Below are 25,256 nucleotides of genomic sequence, written 5' to 3' on the forward strand. Positions count from 1 at the left end.
ATGGTACTGCAGGGGGGACCCTGTGGGAGAGTAGGACGCCGCCGAACAATACGTTGCAGGACCGGGGAGGCCCGCACCATCTGGTGCGGGCCTTTTCGCGTTCTCGGCGAGGGCCGGCCCACCCCGGTCGCCCAGGGCGTTCACCCGTACAGGTAGGGTCAGGAGGCATCGTCGGCTCATTCGCACAGGAGGCCCCCGGGTGGAGGTCCAGGAGACCCGTGTCCAGACGAACCGGGTACTCACCATCCCCAACATCCTCTCCATGGCCCGCCTGGTCGGCGTGCCGGTGTTCCTGTGGCTGATCCTGCGCCCCGAGTTCGGGCAGTCCAAGGCCGACGGCTGGGCGCTGCTCGTGCTGGCGTTCAGCGGCATCAGCGACTACCTCGACGGCAAGCTCGCCCGGCGCTGGAACCAGATCAGCAGCCTCGGGCGGCTCCTCGACCCCGCCGCCGACCGGCTGTACATCCTTTCCACCCTCGTCGGACTCACCTGGCGCGAGATCCTGCCCCTGTGGCTCACAGCCGTCCTATTGGCGCGGGAGCTCATGCTCCTCGTCATGGTGGGCATTCTCCGCAGGCACGGCTATCCGCCTCCCCAGGTGAACTTCCTCGGCAAGGCGGCTACCTTCAACCTGATGTACGCGTTCCCGCTACTGCTGCTCAGTGACGGAAGCGGGTGGCTCGCGTCACTCGCCGAAGTTTTCGGATGGGCGTTCGCAGGATGGGGTACAACCCTGTACTGGTGGGCAGGGATCCTCTATGTGGTTCAGGTCCGCCGGCTTGTCAGCGCCGACGCTGTGACTGATTGACCCGTCGTCGTGCCTTGCAGCGTTGCAAGGCCGCTTGCCTGGTCTCAGGTCTTTCTGTCAGGACGGGTGTGGTCGGCGAGACCGTCTCTTGAGGAGGACGCTTCCGACATGAAGGCCGTCGTAATGGCCGGTGGTGAAGGTACTCGGCTTCGCCCCATGACCTCCAGCATGCCCAAGCCGCTCCTGCCGGTGGTGAACCGGCCGATCATGGAGCACGTGCTGAGGTTGCTCAAGCGCCATGGATTGACCGAGACCGTGGTGACCGTGCAGTTCCTGGCTTCGCTCGTCCGGAATTATTTCGGCGACGGCGAGGAACTCGGCATGGAACTCACCTATGCCAATGAGGAAAAGCCGCTCGGCACGGCCGGAAGCGTCAAGAACGCGGAAGAGGCACTCAAGGACGACGCGTTCCTGGTGATCTCGGGCGACGCCCTCACTGATTTCGACCTCACGGACCTCATCGAGTTCCACAAAGAGAAGGGCGCTCTCGTCACGGTGTGCCTGACGCGTGTGCCGAATCCGCTGGAATTCGGCATCACCATCGTGGACGAAGAGGGCAAGGTCGAGCGTTTTCTGGAAAAGCCCACCTGGGGTCAGGTCTTCTCCGACACCGTGAACACCGGGATCTACGTCATGGAGCCCGAGGTCTTCGACTACGTCGAGGCCGACGCGTCCGTCGACTGGTCGGGCGACGTCTTCCCGCAGCTGATGAAGGAGGGCAAGCCGGTCTACGGCTACATCGCCGAGGGCTACTGGGAGGACGTCGGCACCCACGAGAGCTACCAGAAGGCCCAGGCCGACGTGCTCGAGGGCAAGGTCGACGTGGAGATCGACGGCTTCGAGATCTCGCCCGGCGTCTGGATGGCCGAGGGCGCCGAGGTGCACCCCGACGCGGTGCTGCGCGGTCCGCTGTACATCGGCGACTACGCGAAGGTCGAAGCGGACGTCGAGATGCGCGAGCACACGGTGATCGGCTCCAATGTGGTCGTGAAGGAAGGCGCCTTCCTGCACAGGACGGTCATCCACGACAACGTCTACCTCGGCACCCACTGCAACCTGCGCGGCTGCGTCATCGGCAAGAACACCGACGTGATGCGGGCAGCCAGGATCGAGGACGGCGCTGTCATCGGGGACGAGTGCCTGGTCGGCGAGGAGTCGATCATCCAGGGCAACGTCCGCGTCTACCCGTTCAAGACGGTCGAGGCGGGCGCGTTCGTCAACACGTCGGTGATCTGGGAGTCCCGAGGACAGGCGAACCTGTTCGGCGCGCGCGGCGTCTCCGGGATCCTGAACGTCGAGATCACCCCCGAGCTCGCCGTACGGCTCGCCGGCGCGTACGCCACGACGCTGAAGAAGGGCTCCACCGTCACGACGGCGCGTGACCACTCCCGTGGCGCCCGTGCGCTCAAGCGCGCCGTCATCTCGTCCCTGCAGTCGAGCGCCATCGACGTGCGCGACCTGGAGAACGTGCCGCTGCCCGTGGCGCGCCAGCAGACCGCGCGCGGCAGCGCGGGCGGCATCATGATCCGTACCACGCCCGGCGTGCCCGACTCCGTGGACATCATGTTCTTCGACGAGCGCGGCTCCGACCTCTCGCAGGCAGGGCAGCGCAAGCTCGACCGCGTCTACGCGCGCCAGGAGTACCGCAGGGCGTTCCCCGGCGAGATCGGCGACCTGCAGTTCCCGTCGAGCGTGTACGACTCGTACACGGGCGCGCTGCTGCGCAGCGTGGACACGGACGGAATCGCCGAGGCCAACCTGAAGGTCGTGGTCGACGCCTCGAACGGCAGCGCGGGTCTCGTCCTGCCCAGCCTGCTCGGCAGGCTCGGGGTGGACTCGCTGACGATCAACCCGGGGCTCGACGAGTCCCGGCCGACGGAGACGCCCGAGTCACGCAGGTCGGGGCTCGTGCGGCTCGGGGAGATCGTGTCCTCGGCGCGTGCGGCCTTCGGCGTGCGGTTCGACCCGGTGGGCGAGCGGCTTTCGCTCGTCGACGAGCGCGGCCGCATCGTCGAGGACGACAGGGCGCTGCTCGTCCTGCTCGACCTGGTGGCCGCCGAGCGGCGCAGCGGGCGCGTGGCGCTGCCCGTCACGACGACGCGCATCGCCGAGCAGGTGGCCGCCTACCACGGGACCCAGGTGGAGTGGACGACGACGTCGCCCGACGACCTGACGCGCGTCGGCCGCGAGGAGACCACCATCTTCGGTGGCGACGGACGCGGCGCGTTCCTCGTACCGGAGTTCAGCAGCGTGCTGGACGCCTCGGCGGCGTTCGTGCGCCTGATCGGCCTGGTCGCCCGTACGCAGCTCACGCTCAGCCAGATCGACGCCCGCATTCCGCGGGCGCACGTGCTGCGCCGCGACCTCGCGACGCCGTGGGCCGTCAAGGGCCTTGTGATGCGTACGGTCGTGGAGGCCGCGGGTGACCGGCAGGTCGACACCACGGACGGGGTGCGCGTGGTCGAGGCCGACGGGCGCTGGGTGATGGTGCTGCCCGACCCGGCGGAGGCCGTGACGCATCTGTGGGCCGAGGGTCCGGACGACGCCTCGGCGCAGGCGCTGCTCGACGAGTGGTCGACGATCGTGGACGGCGCCGGGCACTGACCCGCCCGCCCGCAGGCGGTTGCCGGGCGGCTCCGGACCATGTGAGCGCACGTCGTCCGGGGCCGTTCGGTGGAGACCGTCACGACGTGCGACGATGTGCGGCATGCCGCAGCAGTCCCCCACACGGAGCAGCGCCGCGGGGCGTGCACGCCCCGACGCGTCCATGTCGCTGCTGACCAACGTGATGGACCACGCCCTGGACGACGGGTACGCCGAGGCGTCCGCCCGCAGGACGTCAGGGGCAGGCGGCCTGCCGCGCGGCGTGCGGGGCAGGCTGTGGCTCGGGGCCGGGCTGGTACTTGCCGCGCTCGTGGTGACGCTCGGGGCGGCACAGGCGCACCATGCGGCGCCCGTCGTGGCCAAGGAGCGGCAGGAGCTGATCGACCGGGTCGGCAGCGAGACGGCCCACGCGGACGACCTGGAGCACGATGTCGACGGCCTGCGCCGGGACGTCGCCCACCGCCAGCAGGCGGCGCTGCGCCAACCCGGGGGAGGCCGTACCCCGTTGGTCTCCGTGCTGGCGGGCGCCACCGATGTGCGCGGACCCGGCGTGAAGCTCGTCGTGGACGACGCGAAGGACACCGAGACCGGCGGCGGCGCGAACCCGCGGGAGAACGCGGACTTCTCCGACACGGGGCGGGTGCGCGACCGCGACATGCAGCGCGTCGTCAACGGGCTGTGGGCGGCGGGCGCGGAGGCCGTCTGCGTCAACGGCCAGCGGCTCACGGCGCTTTCGGCCATCCGCGCGGCGGGTGACGCCATACTGGTCGACAACAGGCCGCTGGCGCCGCCCTACACGGTGCTCGCCGTGGGGGACGGCAGGAAGCTGGCGGCGAGGTTCAAGGGCGGCGCCGACGGCGCGTATCTGGACACGCTCAAGAGCGACTTCGGTATCCGGGTGTCCCTGTCCACGCAGGACGACGTGCGGCTACCGGCCGCGCCGAGCCTGGTGCTGCGCGCTGCCAGGCCGCTCGGGACCGCAACAGGGAAGACAGAAGAGGGCACATCGTGATCGCCGTACTTGGCCTCGTCGTCGGAGTCGTGGTCGGGCTGTTCGTCAGGCCCGAGGTTCCCGCGGTGGTCGAGCCGTACCTGCCCATCGCCGTCGTCGCCGCGCTCGACGCGGTCTTCGGCGGTCTGCGCGCCATGCTCGACGGAATCTTCGTCGACAAGGTCTTCGTCGTGTCGTTCCTGTCGAACGTCGTGGTGGCCGCGCTCATCGTGTTCCTCGGCGACAAGCTCGGCGTGGGTGCCCAGCTGTCCACCGGTGTCGTCGTGGTCCTCGGCATCAGGATCTTCTCCAACGCCGCGGCGATCCGCCGGCACATCTTCCGGGCGTGACGCCGATGAGTGCGCCTCACATCCCCGAAGGACCTGACTCCCCGCGGCCTGACGCCCGGAGGGGCGCCGAGGCGGGTACGGACGGCAGGCCGCGCCTCACCGGACGGCAGCGGCTGGCGGCGGGCCTCTGGCCGCCGCGCGTCACCCGTGCCCAACTGACGGTCGCCGTTCTGCTCTTCGTGCTGGGCCTCGGACTGGCCGTCCAGGTCAGGTCGCACAGCGACAACAGCGCGCTGCGCGGGGCACGCCAGGAGGATCTTGTCCGTATCCTCGATGAACTGGACAACCGAACCCAGCGTCTTGAGGACGAGAAGCAGGATCTCGTGGACCAGCGCACGGGACTGGAGAACAGCTCCGACCGGGCGGAGGAGGCCCGCAAGCAGACACGTGAGAAGGAGCAGCAGTTGGGCATCCTCGCAGGGACCACGGGAGCGCAGGGGCCCGGCATCACGCTCACGGTGAGCGACCCGCACCACGCGGTGGGTTCCGACATGCTGCTCGACGCCGTGCAGGAACTGCGCGCTGCGGGCGCGGAGGCCATCGAGGTCAACGGCGTGCGCGTGGTCGCGGATACGGATTTCACCGGAACGGGAGGCAGTATTCAGGTGGACGGCAAGGCGGTGTCGTCGCCGTACCGCTTCACGGCGATCGGCCGGCCGCAGGACCTGAAGCCGGCGCTCGGCATCCCAGGCGGCGTGGTGCAGACGCTGGAGAAGGAGCAGGCCACGGCCACGGTGACCGGCTCGGACCAGGTCGTCGTGGACGCCTTGCGACCGGCGAAGCGGCCTGACTACGCTCGGTCGTCCTCCCGGTGAGCCGCGAGTGCATGTGGGAGGTTCGCTACGGGCAGGAGGTTGCGGGGGGTCGACGCATGATGAGCGCGATGTGTGGTGGAAACTGTTCGTTGTGTACGGACGCTGTCAAGATGTCCGGGTCGGCAGGCATGTTCAGTGATATGTCGTCCTGCCCCACGGGCGGGTCTGTTTCGGTCAAGGGGAATCGCCCGTGAAGTTGTTTGCGAAGTTGTTCGGCAGGAGCTCCCGCGAAGAGGGCGGCAACGCCCGCCATCGCGCGGCGCGGCAGGCGCAGGGCGAGGGCGAGGAGCGGGGCGGTGACCGCCCGCTCTTCCGCGACCAGGTGGGCGGTCAGGAGCGGGGCGCGGACGGCGGCCACGGCGCGTCGCCGGTTGACCCCGCTGGGCAAGGGCGCATAGGTTTCGGGGAACCGTCAACCTCAAGTACGGGTGGAGACTTTCCCACCGCCTCGTTCGCGACCGACCCACGGGCGGGGCAGCCACGGCAGGAGGACCCCGCCATGTCGGCCCTGGTTTGTTCGAGATGCGGCCACCGCAACGCCGAATCCAGCAGGTTCTGCTCCAACTGCGGCGCACCGCTGCGGGCCGGCGCTCCGGCCGAGCGCGCCGCGGAGACGACGTCCACCATCTCCATCTCCGGACTTGAGGCCTACGATCCGGAGTCCACGGGCCAGACGCAGCTGCCCACGCTGAGCCCGGAGGCGCAGGCCGCCGTCGAGGCGCTGCCGTTCGGTTCGGCGCTGCTCATCGTGCGCCGCGGACCCAACTCGGGCAGCCGCTTCCTGCTGGACGGCGAGTTGACGACGGCGGGGCGCCACCCGCAGAGCGACATCTTCCTGGACGACGTGACGGTGTCGCGCCGGCACGTGGAATTCCGCAGAGGGGCGGACGGCCTGTTCACCGTCTCCGACGTGGGCAGCCTCAACGGCACCTACGTCAACCGTGAGCGGATCGACTCGGTCCTGCTGGCGACCGGCGACGAGGTCCAGATCGGCAAGTACCGGCTGGTCTTCTACGCGAGCCAGCGGGGCGCGTGACCCGGAGAGGGGCCATGCCGCCCACACCTGAGGGCGGTGCCGGCCACGGCACCGCCCGTGCGGGGGAGCAGGTCGTCAGCATCGGGGCCGTGCTGGGGAGGCTGCGTGACGAGTTCCCCGAGGTCACCATCTCGAAGATCCGCTTCCTCGAGGCGGAGGGCCTTGTGGAGCCGCGCAGGACGCCGTCCGGCTACCGCAAGTTCTCCCCGGGCGACGTGGAGCGTCTCGCGCTGGTGCTGCGCATGCAGCGCGACCACTACCTGCCGCTGAAGGTCATCAAGGAGCACCTGGAGGCGCTGGGCCGCGGCGAGCGGGTGGCGCTGCCGGGTCCCCAGCGCGACCGCGACGGCGACTGGCCGGCGCCCCCGGCGGCGGCCGTCGAGGAGCCGACGGCGGCTCGTGTCGGGCGCGCCGAGCTGCTGGCCGCGCTGGGTGTGGCGGAGCGCGAACTCGCCGAGTGGGAGTCGTACGGCCTGGTGGCCGCGGGTCCTGACGGCGCCTACGACGCGGACTCCGTGTCCGTGGCCAGGCTGGTGGCGGATCTCGGACGCTTCGGGCTCGAACCGCGCCACCTGCGGGTCATGAAAGCGGCCGCTGAGCGCGAGGCCGGGCTCGTCGAGCAGGTGGTCGCGCCGCTGCGCAGGCACCGCAATCCGCAGACCAGGGCCCATGCGGAGGCCACGACGCGGGAGCTGGCGGGGCTGTCGGTCCGGCTCCACGCGGCACTGGTCAAGACGGCGCTGAGCGGACGGTCGCACTGATCCGGCCGGTGCCCGACTACCCAAACCTGCCGGGCACGTCCTAGGGTTGCTGTGTGAACGAGCTCGACGTTGTGGGTGTCCGGGTGGAAATGCCCTCCAACCAGCCGATCGTGCTCCTGCGCGAAGTGGGAGGCGACCGCTACCTCCCCATCTGGATCGGACCTGGGGAGGCGACCGCCATTGCCTTCGCCCAGCAGGGCATGGCGCCGGCGAGACCGCTGACGCACGACCTGTTCAAGGATGTCCTCGAAGCGGTGGGCCAGGAGCTCACGGAAGTGCGCATCACGGACCTCCGCGAGGGCGTGTTCTACGCGGAGCTGGTCTTCGCCAGCGGGGTCGAGGTGAGCGCGCGGCCGTCCGACGCCATAGCGCTGGCCCTGCGCACGGGGACGCCGATCTACGGCAGCGACGGCGTGCTGGACGACGCCGGTATCGCGATCCCCGACGAGCAGGAGGACGAGGTGGAGAAGTTCCGCGAGTTCCTCGACCAGATCTCGCCGGAGGACTTCGGGACCAACAGCCAGTGAGGCCGCCGGGGGCGGGATCGGCGCCGCTCCACGGCCCGTCCACACCCGGGCAAATCCACGACCTTTCCCTGTTTCTGGGCACGCTAAACCACCCTCAGGGTGATTATCACTCGGCGTGGCGAGTGCGGCGATCGTTGACGCACCCCGGGTGACTGCCTACCTTCGTGAAGGCAGGTCAAGGACGGAGGTCGGCGTGAGAAGCAGCGGCGACGGTACGGCGGTCAGCCCGTACCGGCTTCACGGCAGTTCGGTCGGCCCCACCCACGAGGGTGTCGGCTACCGGGGACCGACGGCCTGCGCGGCGGCGGGGATCACCTACCGCCAGCTGGACTACTGGGCGCGCACCGGGCTCGTGGAGCCGAGCGTCAGGCCCGCTTACGGCTCCGGTACGCAGCGGCTCTACAGCTTCCGCGACGTCGTCGTGCTGAAGATCGTCAAGCGGTTCCTCGACACGGGCGTGGCCCTGCAGAACATCCGTGCCGCGGTACAGCACCTGAGGGACCGCGGCTTCCAGGACCTCGACCGCATGACCCTCATGTGCGACGGCGCGACCGTCCACGAGTGCACGTCGCCCGACGAGGTCGTCTCGCTGCTCCAGTGCGGCCAGGGCGTCTTCGGCATCGCGGTCGGCGTGGTGTGGCGTGACGTCGAGTGCGCGCTCTCCCAGCTCCACGGAGAGCGGATCGACACCGGCGAGACGCTCGTCGGCAACAACCCCGCCGACGAACTCGCGCGGCGCCGCCGCGACCGGGCGGTCTGAGCCGTAGCCGTAGCGGCCGCGGAGTCTGCGGCCTGCGAAGGCGCGACTGTCAGACCCTTGCGGCAGCATCGAGGACATGAGACGCGCGCCGACCATCCTCCACCTGGACATGGACGCGTTCTATGCCTCGGTCGAGCAGGCGTCGAAGCCGAGCCTGCGGGGCAAGCCCGTGGTCGTCGGCGGGCTCGGTCCGCGCGGGGTCGTCGCGACGGCCTCGTACGAGGCGCGCAGGTTCGGTGTCCACTCGGCGATGCCGATGGCGCAGGCCAGGCGGCTCGCCCCGCACGCGGCGTACCTCGTGCCGCGGTTCCAGTTCTACCGCGCGATAAGCGGCCAGGTGATGGAGCTGCTCGGACGGCTGTCACCGCTGGTGGAACCCCTCAGCCTGGACGAGGCGTTCGTCGACCTGGAGGCGGGCGGCACGGCCTTCGACGCGGCGGCGGCGCGGACCACCGGGGAGCGGCTGCGCGCGGACATCAGGGCGGTGACGGGGCTGAGCGGTTCCGTGGGGCTCGCCGGCTCCAAGATGCTCGCGAAGATCGGCTCCGAGGGCGCCAAGCCGGACGGCCTGCTGCTGATCGAGCCCGGCACCGAGCGCGATCTGCTCGGGCCCATGCCCGTGCGGACCCTGCCGGGCGTGGGGCCCGCGACGGGGGACCACCTGCGGCGCGCCGGGATGACGACCGTCGCCCACCTCGCTCAGGCGGGGGAGGACGAGCTGGTGCGGCTCGTCGGCAGGGCGCACGGGCTGTCCCTGTACCGGATGGCGCTCGGTCTTGACGACCGGCCCGTCGTCTCGGACCGGGACGCGAAGTCGGTGTCCGTCGAGGACACCTTCGACGTCGACCTGCACGACAGGGTGCGGGTGCGCGCCGAGGTGGACCGGCTCGCCGACCGGTGCGTTCAGCGGCTGCGCGAGGCCGGACGCTCCGGGCGGACGGTCGTGCTGAAGGTGCGCCGCTACGATTTCTCGACCCTCACGCGCTCGGAGACGCTGCGCGGGCCCACGGACGACGGAGCGGTGGTGCGGGAGGCCGCGGGGCGGCTGCTCGACGCGGTGGACACGACGGGCGGCGTGCGGCTGCTCGGCGTGGGGGTGACGGGCCTCGCCGACTACACGCAGGAGGACCTCTTCGCCCAGTCGGGGACGGGCGCCGTGACGGAAGCCGTCGTCCAGGACGAGCCCTCGGCGGCGCCGGAGCCGCCACCGGACGCACCGCCACCGGACACGCCGCCCCCGGACACGGCCGGGGCAGCGCCGCGCCGCTACCCGGCCGGCCACGACGTACGGCACGCGTCGTTCGGCGCCGGTTGGGTGCAGGGCAGCGGGGCGCGGCGGGTGACGGTGCGCTTCGAGCAGCCCGGTTCCGCGGTGGGGCGTGTGCGGACGTTCTGGCTTGACGACCCCGATCTGGAGTCGTCGGACCCGCTGCCGCTGATACCGGGGGACTGATCTGCGCAAGGCGCCTGGGCCATGTAGGCCCCGCGCGCCCTCAGTCGTCGTGGCCCGCCACGCTGCCGAAGTCGCGTTCCGCGTCCTTGTCCGTCATGGACGCGGGCGGCTCGGGCGGCCCGGCCGCGGGCAGCGCGAGTCCGTAGTGGTGGTAGAGCTGGAGTTCCTGCTCGGGCGAGAGATGGCGCCCCACCCCGAAGTCGGGCGCTTCCTTGATCAGCGCGCGTTCGAAGGGGATCCGCAGCGTGTCGCCTACCAGGGCGCTCGGCGCCAGCGGGACGAACGCGTCCCTGCTGAACAGCCCCGTGCGGACGGCGGCCCACTCCGGGACGCCGGTCGCGTCGTCCAGGTACACCTCGTCGACCGTGCCGATCCTGTGCCCCTCGCGGTCGAGCGCCTTGCGGCCGATCAGGCTGCGCGGATCGATGTCTGTCTCCACGGTCCCTCCAACAGGTCGCAACTGCTCGCAACTGCTCCTGAATACTACGAAACGGCACTTCCGCGGGTGCGTCCACTCGGCGTCTCGCACCGTGGACCGCCGCCTTCGGCCGGAAATCCCCTTCCGGACCCCCGCTGGTAGGCTGGCAGGCGGCCACTGACCCCGCGCGGGAGAGTCCCCCGGCAGCCCGCCGGAGGCGCCGAAGGAGCAAATCCTCCCCGGAATCTCTCAGGCACCCGTACCGCACGGACGAGGTCACTCTGGAAAGCAGGACGGACGCGACGGCATCCGCCCTCACCGACGGTGAAAACCGGACCGCTCACGTCGCGGACCGGTGAAGCTCTCAGGTCCATGACAGAGGGGGAGGCCGTCCGGGTGCCACTGCCGAGTGGCACCCCACGCAGGTCGCGTCGACCAGGAGGCCTCCGCACATGACCGCCCACCGCATGACGCTCGCACAGCTGGAGCGCGGCACCCCCTTCGAGCACCGCCACATCGGACCCGACGCCGCCGCCCAGGCCAAGATGCTGGCCCACGTCGGCTACGGCTCGCTGGACGAGCTGACCGCGGCCGCCGTGCCCGACGTGATCAAGAGCGCCGAGGCCCTGAACCTGCCGGAGGCGCGCACCGAGGCCGAGGTGCTGGCCGAACTGAGGTCGCTCGCCGACCGCAACCAGGTGCTCGCCCCGATGATCGGCCTCGGCTACTACGGCACGTACACCCCGCCGGTGATCCTCCGCAACGTGCTGGAGAACCCCGCCTGGTACACCGCGTACACGCCGTACCAGCCCGAGATCTCCCAGGGCCGCCTCGAGGCGCTGCTGAACTTCCAGACGATGGTCGCCGACCTGACGGGGCTGCCCACCTCCGGTGCGTCGCTGCTGGACGAGGGCACGGCGGCCGCCGAGGCGATGGCGCTCGCGCGGCGAGTCGGCAAGGTCAAGGAGGGCGTCTTCCTGGTCGACGCCGACACCCTGCCGCAGACCGTCGCCGTCATCCGCACCCGCGCGGAACCGGCCGGTGTCGAGGTCGTCGTCGCGGATCTGAGCGAGGGCATCCCCGCTGACGTCGCCGAGCGCGGCGTCTTCGGCGTCCTGCTGCAGTACCCGGGCGCCTCGGGTGCCGTCCGCGACCCGCGCCCCGTGATCGAGCGGGCGCACGAACTCGGCGCGGTCGTCACGGTCGCCGCCGACCTGCTCGCGCTCACCCTGCTCACGCCGCCCGGCGACCTCGGCGCGGACATCGCCGTCGGCACCACGCAGCGCTTCGGCGTCCCCATGGGCTTCGGCGGCCCGCACGCCGGCTACATGGCCGTCCGCGACCGGTTCGCGCGCAGCCTGCCGGGACGCCTCGTGGGCGTCTCCGTGGACGCCGATGGGACCAAGGCGTACCGGCTCGCCCTGCAGACCCGCGAGCAGCACATCCGCCGCGAGAAGGCCACCAGCAACATCTGCACCGCGCAGGTGCTGCTCGCCGTCATGGCCGGCATGTACGCCGTCTACCACGGGCCCGAGGGCCTGCGGGACATCGCGCGCCGCACCCACAGGTACGCGTCCGTCCTCGCGGCGGGGCTGCGGGCCGGCGGCGCCGAGATCACCGAGGCCGCCTACTTCGACACGATCACCGTGCGCGTGCCGGGCAGGGCGGCGGAGATCGTCGCCGACGCACGCGAGGGCGGCGTCAACCTCCGCCTGGTCGACGGCGACCACGTCTCGATCGCCTGTGACGAGACCACGGGGCGCGCCCAGCTCGCCGCCGTGTGGGCCGCCTTCGGCGTGCACGCCGACATCGAGGCCCTGGACGGGCAGGCCGCCGACGCGCTGCCGGGCAACCTGCTGCGTGACGACGAGTTCCTGACCCACCCCGTCTTCCACCAGCACCGCTCCGAGACGGCCATGCTGCGCTACCTGCGCCGCCTGTCCGACCGGGACTACGCGCTCGACCGCGGCATGATCCCGCTCGGCTCCTGCACGATGAAGCTCAACGGCACCACCGAGATGGAGCCGATCACCTGGCCGGAGTTCGGCGCACTGCACCCCTTCGCGCCCGCCGAGCAGGCGCAGGGCTACCTCACGCTCATCCGCGAGCTGGAGGAGCGCCTCGCCGAGGTCACCGGCTACGACGCGGTCTCCCTCCAGCCGAACGCGGGTTCGCAGGGTGAGCTCGCCGGCCTCCTCGCCGTGCGCGCCTACCACCGCGCGAACGGCGACACCGGCCGCACGGTCTGCCTGATCCCGTCCTCCGCGCACGGCACCAACGCGGCGAGCGCCGTGATGGCGGGCATGAAGGTCGTCGTCGTGAGGACCAGCGACTCCGGTGACGTCGACGTCGACGACCTGCACGCGAAGATCGAGCAGTACGGCGGCGAGCTGGCCGTCCTCATGGTCACCTACCCGTCCACGCACGGCGTGTTCGAGGAGCAGATCGGCGACATCTGCGCGGCGGTGCACGACGCCGGCGGCCAGGTGTACGTGGACGGCGCCAACCTCAACGCCCTCGTCGGCCTCGCCAAGCCGGGCCGCTTCGGGTCGGACGTCTCGCACCTGAACCTGCACAAGACGTTCTGCATCCCGCACGGCGGCGGAGGCCCCGGCGTGGGCCCGATCGGCGTGCGCGCGCACCTCGCGCCCCACCTGCCGAACCACCCGCTGCAGCCCGCGGCGGGCCCCGACACGGGTGTGGGCCCCGTCTCGGCGGCGCCCTGGGGCTCGGCCGGGATCCTGCCGATCTCGTGGGCGTACGTGCGGCTGATGGGCGGGGAGGGCCTGGCCCGCGCCACGCAGGTCGCGGTGCTGGCCGCCAACTACGTCGCGAAGCGGCTCGAACCGCACTACCCGGTGCTCTACACCGGCCCCGCCGGGCTGGTCGCGCACGAGTGCATCGTCGACCTGCGGCCGCTGACCAAGGCCACCGGCGTCACCGTCGACGACATCGCCAAGCGCCTCATCGACTACGGTTTCCACGCGCCGACCATGTCGTTCCCCGTCGCCGGCACGCTGATGATCGAGCCGACCGAGAGTGAGGACCTCGCCGAGCTCGACCGGTTCTGTGCGGCCATGATCGCGATCCGCGCGGAGATCGAGAAGGTGGCGTCCGGCGAGTGGCCCGCCGACGACAACCCGCTGCGCAACGCGCCGCACACCGCGGCCGCGCTGGGCGGCGACTGGGAGCACCCCTACGGCAGGGACGAGGCCGTCTTCCCGGCCGGCGTCTCCGCGGCCGACAAGTACTGGCCGCCGGTACGGCGCATCGACGGGGCCTTCGGCGACCGCAACCTGGTCTGCTCGTGCCCCCCGCTCGACGCGTACGACCACTGAGCCGAGCGGCGGCCGCCGCCTGCGACTGACGGCGAGGGGCCCCGGGCCGGAGACGCGAACTCCGGGCCGGGGCCCCTCGCCGTGCCGCGTCAGGCCGCCGTGACGATCCGATCGGTACGCGCGGACCTGTGCGGGCCGATCACCTGCCCGTCCGGCAGCAGTTCACCCGTGTCCTCGAACAGCACGACGCCGTTGCACAGCAGACTCCAGCCCTGTTCGGGGTGGCTCGCCACCGGGCGGGCCGCCTCGCGGTCGGCGGAGTCGGAGGTCGGACAGGCTGGCTGGTGCTGGCACATGTGCGGGTTCTTTCGCTGCGTTGAGGTGGCTGCCGGGCGCCGCTGCTGCGACCGCCCGCCCTGCGTGGAATCCATGGCGTCCCCCGTCCTTCGTTGTCCGGACCCAGTGTTCTCCTCCGGGGAGCGATCCGGGGGTATTTCACCGCAGTACGTTGCCGGGGAACCAGAACGGGGCGGCGGACGGGCGCGCCGTCACCCGGCGGGACGGACGGCCCAACTTACCGCTCCAGCACTATGGTTGGCGAACCGTGACCCGGGCGTGCCGGCGACCGGGTCGCGGCGGCCGCCTTGGCGGCACGCGAAAGCGCCCCGCGGCCTGGGCCGCGGGGCGGGCGGGTCGCGCTGTGCCGCGCGTCAGACGGGCGTGCCGAGCAGGTGCGGCGGTACGGGAGCGAGCCGCAGGCCGATCACGGGCAGCAGTTCCGTGGCATGGTGCGGCCGGTGCGCCGCGAATCCGGGAGGTGCGGGTGCCAGCGGCACCAGCAGGTCATCGGGGCGGACCCCGCCGGCGGCGGGGTCGGCGGCCGCGTCGCCGTGCAGCCACAGCGTCAGCATGTACAGGCCGGGAACGGACAGCAGGCGCGGCTGGTAGGACGTCTGGAGCGCTTCCGCCTGGCGCAGGGCGCGCTCCGTCGCCGTCACGTAGGGGCCCTCGAAGAACCGGGAGAAGGCCCAGCCGTCGGCAGTGAGCACGGTGTCGGCAGCTGCCACCGGGCGGTCGCCCGCGTGGATGACGAACCGCCAGCCCGTCAGGCGGGTGCCCGGCGCGTTCCGCGCGCCGCCGAGTCCGGCCGGCGTGTCCAGCACATGCAGGGGCAGGGGGAGTTCCGGGCTCAGCGGCCCCGCGGCGGACCGCAGCGCGGGGGTGGGGGCCTCTCGTACGGCGGTGGGGGAGCCGAGGGCGGTGAGAACGCTGCGCAGGGCGGGTGCGGGTACAGGAGGAACATGCAGCGGCATAGTGGGTTGCCTCTCGCTCAGGAGACAGGGTGCAGCGCGGGTTGCGTACGGAGGTGCGGGACGGCTCTGTCGGCGTGCGGGCTCGGAGGATGATCCGGGTTCTGGGGCCTTGCGCCCGCTTTCCACCTCGTCCGCGAAGTTTATACGACGCGTGTTCACACAATGTTTCTTCTAGCCGTCGCCCGTATTGCGCGCAAGCCACTATTCGGCCGGTTTCCCGAGTCTTTTGGCTGGACGTAATAAGAACGTCTTGCCGCTGGCCTGCGGCGACCTCGCTCCTGCGGACGGCCGAAACATGTCGCAGTCTTTTTATGCCCTATTGCCGTCGTACCGGCACTCTCATGCCAGGACGTTATGCCGGAGGCACATGCGTTTTCCGGCATCCGTTTCCCGCCGCGGTACCGCATGCATGTTTATGCTAACGGACCCAACCGTATGCCGTAAGAGGGCCGATCTCCGGTGTGATCTCCGGGGGCTGCGTGCCCCGTGCATGTACGGAATGCACGTGTGTGACGAATGTGCCATGCGGCCGTACCCGCGGTCAGTCTAGCGGCCGCGAGCAGAGCGCGGTGGGCGTTAGGGATCGGTGGCGGTGGGCATTATCGAGCGAGACGCGCGCGCCGGTCGCGGGCGGACCACGCCGAGGAGGGCACGTCGATGGGTGAGAAGGTCGAGGCGGCCGGCTTTGACCTGGCAGGCCGCGAGCAGTACCGCAAGAGGCTGCGGCAGTGCCTCTCGGTGCTCGGCAGGCTGCTCGCCGAGAAGCGTTTCGACAGGCCGAGGAATCTGATCGGCCTGGAGATCGAGCTCAATCTCGCGGGCTCCGACGGGCTGCCGCGGATGATGAACCACGAGGTGCTCAGCCGTATCGCGAGCCGCGATTTCCAGACCGAGCTCGGCATGTTCAACCTCGAAGTGAACATCGCACCGCACCGGCTGCACGGGCGCGTCCTCGACCAGCTTGCCGAGGAGCTGCGCGCCGGTCTTGGATATGCCCACCGCAAGGCCGAGGAGGTCGATGCGGGAATCGTGATGATCGGCATCCTGCCGACACTCGGCCACCACGACGTCGGCTCGGGGAGCCTGTCGGCGGTCGACCGCTACACCCTGCTCAACGACCAGATGCGGGACGCGCGCGGCGAGGACTTCCTCCTCGACATCGAGGGGGAGGAGCGGCTGGTCGCCACGTCCCCCTCCATCACGCCCGAGGCGGCGTGCACGTCCGTGCAACTGCACCTCCAGGTGACGCAGGAGCGGTTCGCCGACGTGTGGAACGCGGCGCAGGCCGTGGCGGCGGTGCAGATCGCCCTCGGCGCCAATGCGCCCTTCCTGTTCGGCAAGGAGCTGTGGCACGAGTCGCGTCCTCCCCTGTTCACCCAGGCCACCGACGTGCGCCCGCCCGAGCTCCAGGTCCAGGGCGTGCGCCCGAGGACCTGGTTCGGCGAGCGCTGGATCGACTCGCCCTACGACCTGTTCGCGGAGAACCTGCGGTACTTCCTGCCGCTGCTGCCGATCATGTCCGACGAGGACCCGCAGAAGGTGCTCGACGACGGGGGAGTGCCGGCCCTCCAGGAGCTCGCGCTGCACAACGGCACGATCTACCGCTGGAACCGTCCCGTCTACGAGGTCTCCGAGGGCGTGCCGCACCTGCGCGTGGAGAACCGCGTGCTGCCCGCGGGCCCGACGGTCACCGACGTGATCGCCAACGCCGCCTTCTACTACGGTCTTGTGCGCGCGCTCGCGGAGGACGCACGCCCGGTGTGGCGGCGCATGCCGTTCTCGGCCGCGGCGGAGAACTTCGACGAGGCCTGCCGCCACGGCATCGGCGCCGAGCTGCGCTGGCCGCGCCGCGCCAGGTCGGCGGGGCTCGCCACGCGGCCCGCCGTCGACCTCGTACGCGACGAACTGCTGCCGCTCGCCGCGGCCGGACTCGACGCCTGGAACATCGAGCCCGCCGACCGCGACCTCTACCTCGGCGTGATCGAGGAGCGGTGCAACCGGTCCATGAACGGCGCGGCGTGGCAGGTCGGGACGTTCCACCGCGCGCTCGACGCCGGTCTCGAGCGGGACGCGGCATTCGCCGCGACCACCCGCAGGTACTGCGAGCTGATGCACCACGGCAGTCCCGTGCACACCTGGCCCGTCGGCTTCCCGGGGCCGGCGGAGACGGGTCGGCTGCCCACCGAGTAGCCCACGCCTGCCGCCGGGTCGCGGCCGTGGACGCACAGCCGCCGGGCGTAGCTTGTGCACGTCGGCACCCGCGCCGGCGTGCGGGGCGAACGCGTGATTCCGGAGGCCGGTGTGCAGGTGGAGGCAGTGCCCGTGACCGATCCCAGCACCGGTGAGACGACGCTGACACGCAAGGTGCTGCGCACCGAGACCCTGATCGTCCTCGCGCTCTCCCTCGGCGCCAGCGGGGTCTCGGCCCTCATCAGCTTCGTCGGATCCGTCACCAAGGGCGGCTCGCTCAAGCACCAGGCCGCCCACCTCAACGCGTCGGCGGCCCCCGGACGGCCGTGGCTCGACCTCACGTGGCAGCTGTTCGACATCGCGACCGCCCTCGTGCCCGTCGTGCTCGTCGCGTACCTGCTGATGAGGGAGGGCAGCAGCCTGCGCGCGATCGGCTTCGACCGGCGCAGGCCCTGGTCCGACCTCGGCTGGGGCGCGGCGATCGCGGCGTGCGTCGGCGGTGTCGGCATCGTCTTCTACCTGTTCGCGCAGGGTTCGGGCGCCAACCTGACGGTGGTGCCCGAGTCTCTGCCCGGCGTGTGGTGGAAGTACCCGGTGCTGGTGGTCTCCGCCGTGCAGAACGCGGTACTCGAAGAGGTCGTCGTGGTGGGCTACCTGCTGCGGCGGCTGGACAGGATGGGCTGGTCGCCGGTGGCCGCGCTCGCGGCGAGTGCCGTGCTGCGCGGCTCGTACCACCTCTACCAGGGGCTCGGCGGGTTCGTCGGCAACATGGCGATGGGCGTCGTGTTCGTGCTCCTCTACCGCAGGTGGGGGAGGGTGGGGCCGCTGGTGGTCGCCCACTCGCTGATGGACGTGGGCGCGTTCGTCGGGTACGCGCTGCTCGCGGGGCACGTCAGCTGGCTGCCCACGCTCTGAGTACCCGCATCCGCGCCCGGTCGCGCGCCTGCGCCGGCACCCGCCCCGCGGTCAGCGCGCCTGCGGCGGCGCGGCCAGCAGCTCGCCGTCGATCACGGTGACCGCCCGGCCGTTCAGCAGCGTCCGGTCGCCGCTGAGCGTCGTGCGCACGAGACCGCCGCGTGCCGATGCCTGGTACCCCGTCAGCACGTCCCTGCCGAGCCGCCCGGACCACAGCGGTGCCAGGGCGGTGTGCGAGCTGCCCGTGACCGGGTCCTCGGCGATCCCGACACCGGGGAAGAAGCCGCGCGAGACGTAGTCGTAGCCGTGTGAGGGATCCGCGGCGGCGGCCGTGACGATCACCCCGCGGTCGGAGAGCCTGACGAGCGCGTCGTGATCGGGCGCCAGTTCGCGCACCGTGCGCTCGTCGGCCAGCTCCACGAGCAGGTCCCCGATGTGGCCGGCCGTGTCGTGCGCCGACACCGGCTCCGCGCCGAGCGCCTCCGCCGTGCCCTCGGGTGCTTCGACGGGCGTCAGCGTCGACGTGGGGAAGTCCAGCGTGTACGAGCCGTCCTCGTGCGCCTGCGCCGACAGCACCCCGGGCCGCGCCGCGAACCGTACGGGGCCGGCGGCGCGGCCCGTCGTGCGCAGGACGTGTGCCGTGGCCAGGGTGGCGTGGCCGCACAGCGAGACCTCGGTGGCCGGGGTGAACCAGCGCAGCGCCCAGTCGGCGGGCCCGCCGGGAGGCAGTGGATGCGCGAAGGCGGTCTCCGACAGGTTCACCTCGGCGGCGACGTCGCGCAGCCACGGATCCGGGGGGAAGCGGTCGTGGCCGAGCAGGACCACGCCCGCCGGGTTGCCGCTGAAGGGACGGTCGGTGAAGGCGTCGACGATTCGGATGCGCATGGACCGACCGTAGGCGGCGCGCCCTGGGCACCGCCATGGCCGGAGGGTTGTCGTCCTCGTGTTTCCGATATATCGTTGACGCATCGCGACCGATCAAAGATCGTACGTCTAGATCTTGTGTCAGAAGGAGAACCACCATGTACGGAGCACAGCACCACGGACACGGACGTGGACACGAGCACGGCCCCGGCTTCGGGCCGGGACCCTGGGGTGCGGGCCCGCACGGGCGCGGGGGCATCGAGGGACTGCGCGCGGCCTTCGGCCAGTTCGGGCCTCCCTTCGGAGGACCGTTCGGCGGGGGCGGGCGGGGCGGCGGACGGGGGAGGGCGCGCCGCGGTGACGTACGCGCGTCGATCCTCGCGCTGCTCAAACAGCGCCCGATGCACGGCTACGAGATGATCCAGGAGATCGGCGAGCGCAGCGGCGGGGCCTGGCGGCCCAGTCCAGGATCGGTCTACCCGACCCTCCAGATGCTGGAGGACGAGGGCCTCATCGAGAGCCGCAGCGAGGGCGGCAAGAACCTGTTCACGCTGACCGAAACGGGCCGCACGGAGGCCGAAGGGGTCCCCGAGGCACCGTGGGAGGACGCGGGCCGCGGCATCGACTGGGAGACCATGAACGAGATCCGCCAGGCCGGCTTCGGCCTGATGGAGGCGTTCGGCCAGGTCTGGAAGACCGGCAGCACCGAGCAGCGGCAGAAGGCACTCGCCGTCATCAACGAGACGCGCAAGAAGCTCTACCTGATCCTCGCCGACGGCGACGAGGACTGACCCTCCTCGGCGCACCGCCGGCGGCGACGGGGGGAGCGACGGGGGAGCAACGGGGGAAAGGGCCCCGCGGCCTTGGCCGCGGGGCCCTTCCGCATGCCCCCTGCGTATACGGTTTCCCCGGGGCAGGCCATCGGGTGTCCCCGGGCATCGACGGAGGAGACGCATGGCACAGCAGCAGTGGACCGCTGTCGACGACTACTTCACCGAACACCTCGTCGGAGAGGACGAGGCGCTCAGGGCGGCGCTGGACGCGAGCGCGAAGGCCGGAATGCCACCCATCAACGTGGCACCCAACCAGGGCAAGCTGCTTCAGCTCATCGCACAGCTGCACGGCGCACGGCGCATCCTGGAGATCGGCACTCTCGGCGGCTACAGCACCATCTGGCTCGCCAGGGCCCTGCCCGAGGGCGGCCGGCTCGTCACCCTGGAGGCCGACCCGCTGCACGCCGACGTCGCACGCGGCAACCTCGCCCACGCGGGCCTGGCCGACCGCACCGAGGTACGGCCCGGGCCGGCGCTGGACACGCTCGCCGCACTCCACGAGGAGGGCGCCGAGCCGTTCGACCTGGTCTTCATCGACGCCGACAAGCCCAACAACCCGCGCTACCTGGAGTGGGTACTCAAGCTCACCCGCCGCGGGAGCGTGATCATCGGCGACAACGTCGCACGCGGCGGGGCCGTCGCCGACGCCGACTCCGCGGACCCCTCCGTGCGTGGCATCCGCGCGTTCGTCGAGCTCGCGGGGGACGACCCGCGCCTGTCCGCCACCGCGGTGCAGACCGTCGGCACCAAGGGGCACGACGGGTTCCTGCTGGCACGCGTCATCGCGTGACGCCCCTCGGGGGCCGTACTACGCGACCTCCTTCGCAAGGATGACTTCCCGCCCCGGCCCGCCCACCCGCTCCTTCGCAAGGATGACTTCCCGCCCCGGCCCGCCCACCCGCTGACGGACGTGCGGATGGACCCCTCCGGGGATGTTTTCGCGCCACGGAGATGGTGTGGTGGCAGTGTGCTACCTCCCAGCCCCCGGGTGCCCGAAGCGCCCGCCGCCCTCCGTGCCGATCTCGATGCCCGCCTGACGGTGGAACTGGCGTCGGTGGTCTCCGGCGCGCGCAGGCGGGCCCACCGGGACGGCGACGGGCAGATCGACACCGCGCACCTGCTGCACTCGCTGATCGAGTCCGACCCGGAGGTCCGCGACGCGTTCGCGAGCGGGCCGCAGGTCGCCCGGGTCCTCGGCTACCTCGTGCAGCGGAGCATCGGCTACGGGCTGCGCTGGCAGGGCACCGTCGAGGACTCGGGTGCGGTGCCGGTCGTGGTGCCCGGCGCGCCGGCCGGCTGGTCGCCGCCCGCCCTCACCGCCATGGAGCGTGCGCTCGACCGCGCGGCGCGCCGCGGCGCGAAGGCGGCGAGCGGCACGGACCTGCTGGTGGCTCTCGCCGCCGACCCGGAGTGCCGCGCGGTGGAAGTGCTCACCCGCGCCGGGACCGACGCGGCCGAACTCGCCGCCCGGCTCGGCCGGGCCGCGGCGCAGGATGCGTACGCCGACGACGGAGCGGACACCGGGGAGCGGCCGCCGTTCGGACAGGAGCCACCGTAACGACGCTCCTGACCCCGGCTGTCATGATGGCGCCATGCGTGTCACCCAGAACCCCACCGCCAGGGGTACGAGCCTCGGCCTGGCGCTGGTCTCGGCCCTCGCGTTCGGCGGTTCCGGCGTGGCGGCCAAGCCGCTGATCGAGGCGGGCCTCGATCCGCTGCACGTCGTGTGGCTGCGCGTCGCGGGCGCGGCCCTGGTGATGTCCCCCGTGGCCTGGCGCCATCGGGCGCTGGCACGGCGCAGGCCCGCGCTCCTCGCGGGATTCGGGCTCTTCGCGGTCGCGGGTGTGCAGGCGTGCTACTTCGCCGCGCTCTCCCGCATCCCCGTGGGTGTCGCCCTGCTCGTCGAGTACCTGGCGCCCGCGCTGGTGCTGCTCTGGGTCAGGTTCGTCCAGCGGCGCCCCGTGACGCGGGCCGCGGCGCTCGGCGTGGTGCTCGCGGCGGCGGGGCTCACATGCGTGGTGGAGGTGTGGGCCGGGCTGCGCCTCGACCCGCTTGGACTGCTGCTCGCGCTCGGCGCCGCCTGCTGCCAGGTCGCGTACTTCGTGCTGTCGGACCATGGCAGCGAGGGGGACGACGCGGCCGACCCGCTGGGCGTCATCGCGTACGGCCTGCTGTGCGGCGCGCTGGTGCTGACGGCGGTGGCGCGGCCGTGGCGGATGCGGTGGTCGGTGCTCGGCGGGAGCGCCGGCATGGACGGCACCCGGGTGCCGTCCGTCCTCCTGCTCGGCTGGATCGTGCTGGTCGCCACCGTTCTCGCGTACATGACCGGCGTGGTCGCGGTGCGCAGGCTCTCGCCGCAGGTGGCCGGGGTGGTGGCGTGCCTTGAGGCGGTGGTCGCGACCGTGCTGGCGTGGGTACTGCTCGGCGAGCACCTGTCGTTGCCGCAGCTCGCCGGCGGGTTCGTGGTGCTCGTGGGCGCGTTCGTCGCGCAGTCGAGCACGCCGGGCAAGGCGTCAGGGGCCGAGGTGGCGCGGGGCGCGGGCCCGGTGGCCGAAGGGGCCGAAGGGGCCGAAGCGCACGGCGGCGGTGCGGAAGGACCGGCCGCGCCGGTGGAGCGGTTGTCCGGCGGCGGACACGGAACGTAGGCTGCCGGCCATGCATTCGACCGTGCTGCCGCCGCCCGCCGCCTGACGCGGGCGGAACACACCGACGAGGAGACGGCCCGGGCGCGACCCGGGCGGTTCGTCGCTGCCCGCGTACCGGAGCAAGCGACCGATCACCGCTCTTCGTCCACGGAGTCCACACGTGTCGAGTTCACCCTCCGTCTCTCCCGCCACGCCTTCGGCGTCCTCGCTCTCCCTATCCGCGTCTGCCGCACCCTCGTCCGCGTCCACCGGACGCGGCCTGCTGTTCCTGACCGTCGCCGGCCTGGCGTGGGGCACCGCGGGCGCGGCCGGCACGCTCGTCTACCGCGTCAGCGACCTCGGGCCCATCGCCCTGTCGTTCTGGCGGTGCGCGGGCGGCCTCCTACTGCTGCTCGCGGCGCTCGCACTGCGCGGACGCGGCCGGGCACGAGGCGGCGAGGGCCCGGGCGGCACCGGGTCCGCCCGCGTGCCCGCCGAACCCTGGCGGCGCAAGGCGCTGCGCATCGCCGGATCGGGCGCCGCCTTCACCGTCTTCCAGACCGCGTACTTCGCGTCCGTACGGTCGACAGGGCTCGCCGTCGGGACCGTGGTCACGCTGGGCGCCGGGCCCGTGTTCATCGCGCTCGGCGCGCGCACCCTGATGGGGGAGCGGCTCGGCGCGGGCGGCCTGTCGGCCGTGGTGGGCGCGCTCGCCGGTCTCGGCGTGCTGACCCTGGGCGGCGGGAGCGGCGGTTCTGCCGCGGTCCGGCCCGCCGGGGTGGCACTCGCCGTGCTCTCCGCAGCCGCGTACGCGGCGATGACGCTGCTGACCCGGTGGCTCGGCCGTGGTGGCGAGCGGTCGGACGTGCTCGCCACCACGGCCTGGGCCTGCGGAATCGGCGTGGCGGCGCTGCTGCCGCTCGCGCTCGTGACCGGGGGCGGGCTGCTGCCCCACACCCAGCGGCTTCCCGAGGTGGTCTGGCTGCTGGTGTACGTGGCGGCCGTGCCGACCGCGCTCGCCTACGCGCTGTACTTCACGGGCGCGGCCGTGGTGCGCGCCGCGACCGTATCCGTGATCATGCTGCTCGAACCGGTGAGTGCCGCGGTGATCGCCGTGTGGCTGCTGGGCGAGCGGCTGACGGGCGCGACGGTGGCCGGAACGCTGCTACTGCTTGCCGCGGTGGTGGGACTGGCGGGCGCGGAGGCCCGCGCCTCGCGCCTGCGGCGCCGCAGCGCGCCCACCGCGTGACGGCAGGTCGGCTCGGGGGCGCGGCGACCGGCCGCACCGCCGAGCCGTCCGGTAGCGCCGTGGCACCGCGCGTCAGGGCCGCGTGTCGAGCCGAGCCCGGTGGCGGGTGTGGTGGGCGAGGGCCTCCGCGTCGTGTGCCGCGCCCCTCGCCCGCAGGCCCGCCGCCGTGCGCTCCTTGACGTCCTCCGGCTTGTGCGCCGCGTACTTGAACTTGGCGCGCACCGCGCTCACTTCGAGGTGCAGCACCCTGATGCCGGGCAGCATCCTGCCGAAGGGCGGCTCGCCCGCCCGCACCGGCTCCGAGACGCCCTCGCCCTGGAAGTGGGTGACCTGGCGGTCCAGCAGTGCCGCCTTCTCCTGCGCGTCGTCCACCACCCGCGCCTCGCACGTCAGCTGGACCGCCGTGTAGAAGCTCGTCGGCACGCCGTGTTCCGGCGGGGTGCCGTCGGGCGCCTGCCAGGGGCCCGGCACGAACACGTAGTCGTCGACCACGCTCAGCAGCACCGTCGGCCGCGCCTGGACCGCGGGCCACAGCGGGTTGGGCCTGGCCAGGTGCGTGATCACCTCGCCGTGCGCGCCCGCCGCCGGGTCGTAGGCGAAGTGCAGCGGCTGGACGAACGGCGGCTCGCCCGGGGCGCCGTTGACGGCGAGCTCCCCGAAGTCGTGTTCCGCGAGCCACTCGCGCCAGACGCGGTCCTCGGGCGGCTCGTCCCAGGGGTGGATCAGCATCAGGCGCCCATCCCCTTCAGGTAGCCGGGCAGCTGCACGGCCGCGTCCAGGTCGTCCGCCGGGACGGGCGTCCCGTACCGCTGCGTGACGGGGACGACGCCCGTCCAGTACGGCAGGCCGATGTCCTCGGGCTCGTCGTTCGGCCCGCCCGTGCGTATCTTCGCGGAGACCTCCTCCAGGTCGAGGCCGATGACCGCCGTCGCCGCGAGCTCCTTGTCGTTCGCCGGACGCGAGTCAGCCGCGCGGCCCGGCACGACGTGGTCGACGATCGCGTCGAGCGCGGCCCGCCGCTCCGCCTCGTCGTGGACCTGGCGGGCGACGCCGTGCACCACGACCGAGTGGTAGTTGATCGAGTGGTGGAAGGCGGAACGCGCGAGGACCAGGCCGTCGATCCTGGTGACGGTCAGGCAGACCGGCAGGCCCGCGTCCTGCTGCGCGTCCTCGCCGCCCACCGAGGCCGCGCGCAGGGGGCGCGAGCCCGTCGAGCCGTGCACGTAGAGGCGCTCGCCGACCCTCGCGTAAAGCGTCGGCAGGACCACGGGTGCGCCGTCCCTGACGAATCCCAGATGGCACACGTACGCCTCGTCGAGCAGGCGGTGCACCAGTTCCCTGTCGTAGCTCGCCCGCTCCTTCGAGCGCGTCGGGACGGTACGTGCGGTCGGCGGGTATCCGGTCGGGCGGGGGTCGGCCACGGTGTCCGCGTCCGGCATTGCGTCCTCCATTGCACTAGTGCATAAT

Annotated in this window: 24 protein-coding genes and 1 riboswitch; of the genes, 18 read left to right on the top strand and 6 right to left on the bottom strand. The window is 71.9% G+C overall.

Annotation, left to right across the window (positions count from 1 at the left end; translation table 11 throughout):
- The first annotated feature begins 199 nt into the window (after positions 1 to 199).
- From IH48_RS0108405 to IH48_RS0108450, 10 genes are all read left to right on the top strand, one after another.
- Positions 200 to 808 (top strand): CDP-alcohol phosphatidyltransferase family protein, encoded by a 609-nt coding sequence (locus IH48_RS0108405; RefSeq protein WP_030901284.1) that lies wholly within the window; start codon positions 200 to 202, stop codon positions 806 to 808.
- A 108-nt stretch (positions 809 to 916) separates the two neighbouring features.
- Complete coding sequence (locus IH48_RS0108410; protein ID WP_030901287.1) at positions 917 to 3,412, top strand: mannose-1-phosphate guanyltransferase; 2,496 nt, start codon at positions 917 to 919, stop codon at positions 3,410 to 3,412.
- 94 nt (positions 3,413 to 3,506) lie between these two features.
- A complete protein-coding gene (locus IH48_RS0108415; RefSeq protein WP_078849562.1) occupies positions 3,507 to 4,424 on the top strand; it encodes a DUF881 domain-containing protein in 918 nt (305 codons plus the stop codon).
- On the top strand, positions 4,421 to 4,753 hold the full coding sequence (locus IH48_RS0108420) for a small basic family protein (RefSeq protein WP_030901291.1): 333 nt from the start codon (positions 4,421 to 4,423) through the stop codon (positions 4,751 to 4,753). The genes IH48_RS0108415 and IH48_RS0108420 overlap by 4 nt, the downstream gene beginning before the upstream one ends.
- Before the next feature lie 5 nt (positions 4,754 to 4,758).
- Positions 4,759 to 5,568 carry a DUF881 domain-containing protein gene (locus IH48_RS0108425; protein WP_030901294.1) on the top strand — a complete coding sequence of 270 codons (810 nt, stop codon included), beginning with the start codon at positions 4,759 to 4,761 and terminating at the stop codon, positions 5,566 to 5,568.
- A 190-nt stretch (positions 5,569 to 5,758) separates the two neighbouring features.
- Complete coding sequence (locus IH48_RS37600) at positions 5,759 to 6,604, top strand: FHA domain-containing protein (protein ID WP_078849563.1); 846 nt, start codon at positions 5,759 to 5,761, stop codon at positions 6,602 to 6,604.
- A gap of 14 nt (positions 6,605 to 6,618) precedes the next feature.
- On the top strand, positions 6,619 to 7,365 hold the full coding sequence (locus IH48_RS0108435) for a MerR family transcriptional regulator (protein WP_030901298.1): 747 nt from the start codon (positions 6,619 to 6,621) through the stop codon (positions 7,363 to 7,365).
- A gap of 53 nt (positions 7,366 to 7,418) precedes the next feature.
- Entirely contained in the window at positions 7,419 to 7,892 is a 474-nt protein-coding gene (locus tag IH48_RS0108440; RefSeq protein ID WP_006123076.1) for a bifunctional nuclease family protein, read from the top strand.
- 193 nt (positions 7,893 to 8,085) lie between these two features.
- Positions 8,086 to 8,652, top strand: coding sequence for a MerR family transcriptional regulator (locus tag IH48_RS0108445; protein WP_030901300.1), 567 nt, complete (start codon positions 8,086 to 8,088; stop codon positions 8,650 to 8,652).
- A gap of 76 nt (positions 8,653 to 8,728) precedes the next feature.
- Positions 8,729 to 10,105, top strand: coding sequence for a DNA polymerase IV (locus tag IH48_RS0108450; RefSeq protein ID WP_030901302.1), 1,377 nt, complete (start codon positions 8,729 to 8,731; stop codon positions 10,103 to 10,105).
- A 40-nt stretch (positions 10,106 to 10,145) separates the two neighbouring features.
- On the opposite strand, the gene IH48_RS0108455 is transcribed toward IH48_RS0108450, so the two are convergent.
- Positions 10,146 to 10,544, bottom strand: a complete 399-nt coding sequence (locus tag IH48_RS0108455) for a PRC-barrel domain-containing protein (RefSeq protein ID WP_030901304.1) — start codon at positions 10,542 to 10,544, stop codon at positions 10,146 to 10,148.
- A gap of 157 nt (positions 10,545 to 10,701) precedes the next feature.
- Positions 10,702 to 10,798, top strand: a riboswitch (glycine riboswitch).
- 177 nt (positions 10,799 to 10,975) lie between these two features.
- Here IH48_RS0108455 and gcvP point away from each other — a divergent pair.
- The gene (gene gcvP, locus IH48_RS0108460; RefSeq protein ID WP_030901306.1) at positions 10,976 to 13,861 is read left to right on the top strand and encodes an aminomethyl-transferring glycine dehydrogenase; all 2,886 of its coding nucleotides are present in this window, start codon (positions 10,976 to 10,978) and stop codon (positions 13,859 to 13,861) included.
- 89 nt (positions 13,862 to 13,950) lie between these two features.
- Here the strand turns inward: gcvP and IH48_RS0108465 are convergent, their stop codons facing one another.
- Together IH48_RS0108465 and IH48_RS0108470 are read right to left on the bottom strand one after the other, a co-directional pair.
- Positions 13,951 to 14,157: a DUF5999 family protein gene (locus tag IH48_RS0108465; protein WP_030901309.1), complete on the bottom strand. Its 207-nt coding sequence runs from the start codon at positions 14,155 to 14,157 to the stop codon at positions 13,951 to 13,953.
- 354 nt (positions 14,158 to 14,511) lie between these two features.
- Positions 14,512 to 15,114, bottom strand: coding sequence for a hypothetical protein (locus IH48_RS0108470; RefSeq protein WP_030901311.1), 603 nt, complete (start codon positions 15,112 to 15,114; stop codon positions 14,512 to 14,514).
- Positions 15,115 to 15,771: 657 nt separating this feature from the next.
- Between IH48_RS0108470 and IH48_RS0108475 the strand changes: the two genes are divergently transcribed.
- Positions 15,772 to 17,304 (top strand): glutamate-cysteine ligase family protein, encoded by a 1,533-nt coding sequence (locus IH48_RS0108475; RefSeq protein WP_030901314.1) that lies wholly within the window; start codon positions 15,772 to 15,774, stop codon positions 17,302 to 17,304.
- Between the two features lie 111 nt (positions 17,305 to 17,415).
- Positions 17,416 to 18,219 (top strand): CPBP family intramembrane glutamic endopeptidase, encoded by an 804-nt coding sequence (locus IH48_RS0108480; RefSeq protein ID WP_030901317.1) that lies wholly within the window; start codon positions 17,416 to 17,418, stop codon positions 18,217 to 18,219.
- Between the two features lie 51 nt (positions 18,220 to 18,270).
- On the opposite strand, the gene IH48_RS0108485 is transcribed toward IH48_RS0108480, so the two are convergent.
- Positions 18,271 to 19,104 (bottom strand): PhzF family phenazine biosynthesis protein, encoded by an 834-nt coding sequence (locus IH48_RS0108485; RefSeq protein WP_030901319.1) that lies wholly within the window; start codon positions 19,102 to 19,104, stop codon positions 18,271 to 18,273.
- A 137-nt stretch (positions 19,105 to 19,241) separates the two neighbouring features.
- Between IH48_RS0108485 and IH48_RS0108490 the strand changes: the two genes are divergently transcribed.
- From IH48_RS0108490 to IH48_RS0108510, 5 genes are all read left to right on the top strand, one after another.
- Positions 19,242 to 19,874 carry a PadR family transcriptional regulator gene (locus IH48_RS0108490; RefSeq protein WP_030901321.1) on the top strand — a complete coding sequence of 211 codons (633 nt, stop codon included), beginning with the start codon at positions 19,242 to 19,244 and terminating at the stop codon, positions 19,872 to 19,874.
- Positions 19,875 to 20,037: 163 nt separating this feature from the next.
- A complete protein-coding gene (locus tag IH48_RS0108495; protein WP_030901324.1) occupies positions 20,038 to 20,706 on the top strand; it encodes an O-methyltransferase in 669 nt (222 codons plus the stop codon).
- 198 nt (positions 20,707 to 20,904) lie between these two features.
- Positions 20,905 to 21,474 carry a Clp protease N-terminal domain-containing protein gene (locus tag IH48_RS0108500; protein ID WP_051839408.1) on the top strand — a complete coding sequence of 190 codons (570 nt, stop codon included), beginning with the start codon at positions 20,905 to 20,907 and terminating at the stop codon, positions 21,472 to 21,474.
- A 34-nt stretch (positions 21,475 to 21,508) separates the two neighbouring features.
- The gene (locus IH48_RS0108505; RefSeq protein ID WP_078849566.1) at positions 21,509 to 22,561 is read left to right on the top strand and encodes an EamA family transporter; all 1,053 of its coding nucleotides are present in this window, start codon (positions 21,509 to 21,511) and stop codon (positions 22,559 to 22,561) included.
- Between the two features lie 259 nt (positions 22,562 to 22,820).
- Positions 22,821 to 23,789, top strand: coding sequence for a DMT family transporter (locus IH48_RS0108510; protein ID WP_037841486.1), 969 nt, complete (start codon positions 22,821 to 22,823; stop codon positions 23,787 to 23,789).
- A 72-nt stretch (positions 23,790 to 23,861) separates the two neighbouring features.
- On the opposite strand, the gene IH48_RS0108515 is transcribed toward IH48_RS0108510, so the two are convergent.
- Complete coding sequence (locus IH48_RS0108515) at positions 23,862 to 24,518, bottom strand: FMN-binding negative transcriptional regulator (RefSeq protein ID WP_030901333.1); 657 nt, start codon at positions 24,516 to 24,518, stop codon at positions 23,862 to 23,864.
- Positions 24,518 to 25,240: a pyridoxamine 5'-phosphate oxidase family protein gene (locus tag IH48_RS0108520; RefSeq protein WP_030901335.1), complete on the bottom strand. Its 723-nt coding sequence runs from the start codon at positions 25,238 to 25,240 to the stop codon at positions 24,518 to 24,520. The genes IH48_RS0108515 and IH48_RS0108520 overlap by 1 nt, the downstream gene beginning before the upstream one ends.
- Positions 25,241 to 25,256: the final 16 nt, after the last annotated feature.

The organism is Streptomyces sp. NRRL F-5126 (assembly GCF_000721265.1).
Lineage (GTDB): Bacteria > Actinomycetota > Actinomycetes > Streptomycetales > Streptomycetaceae > Streptomyces.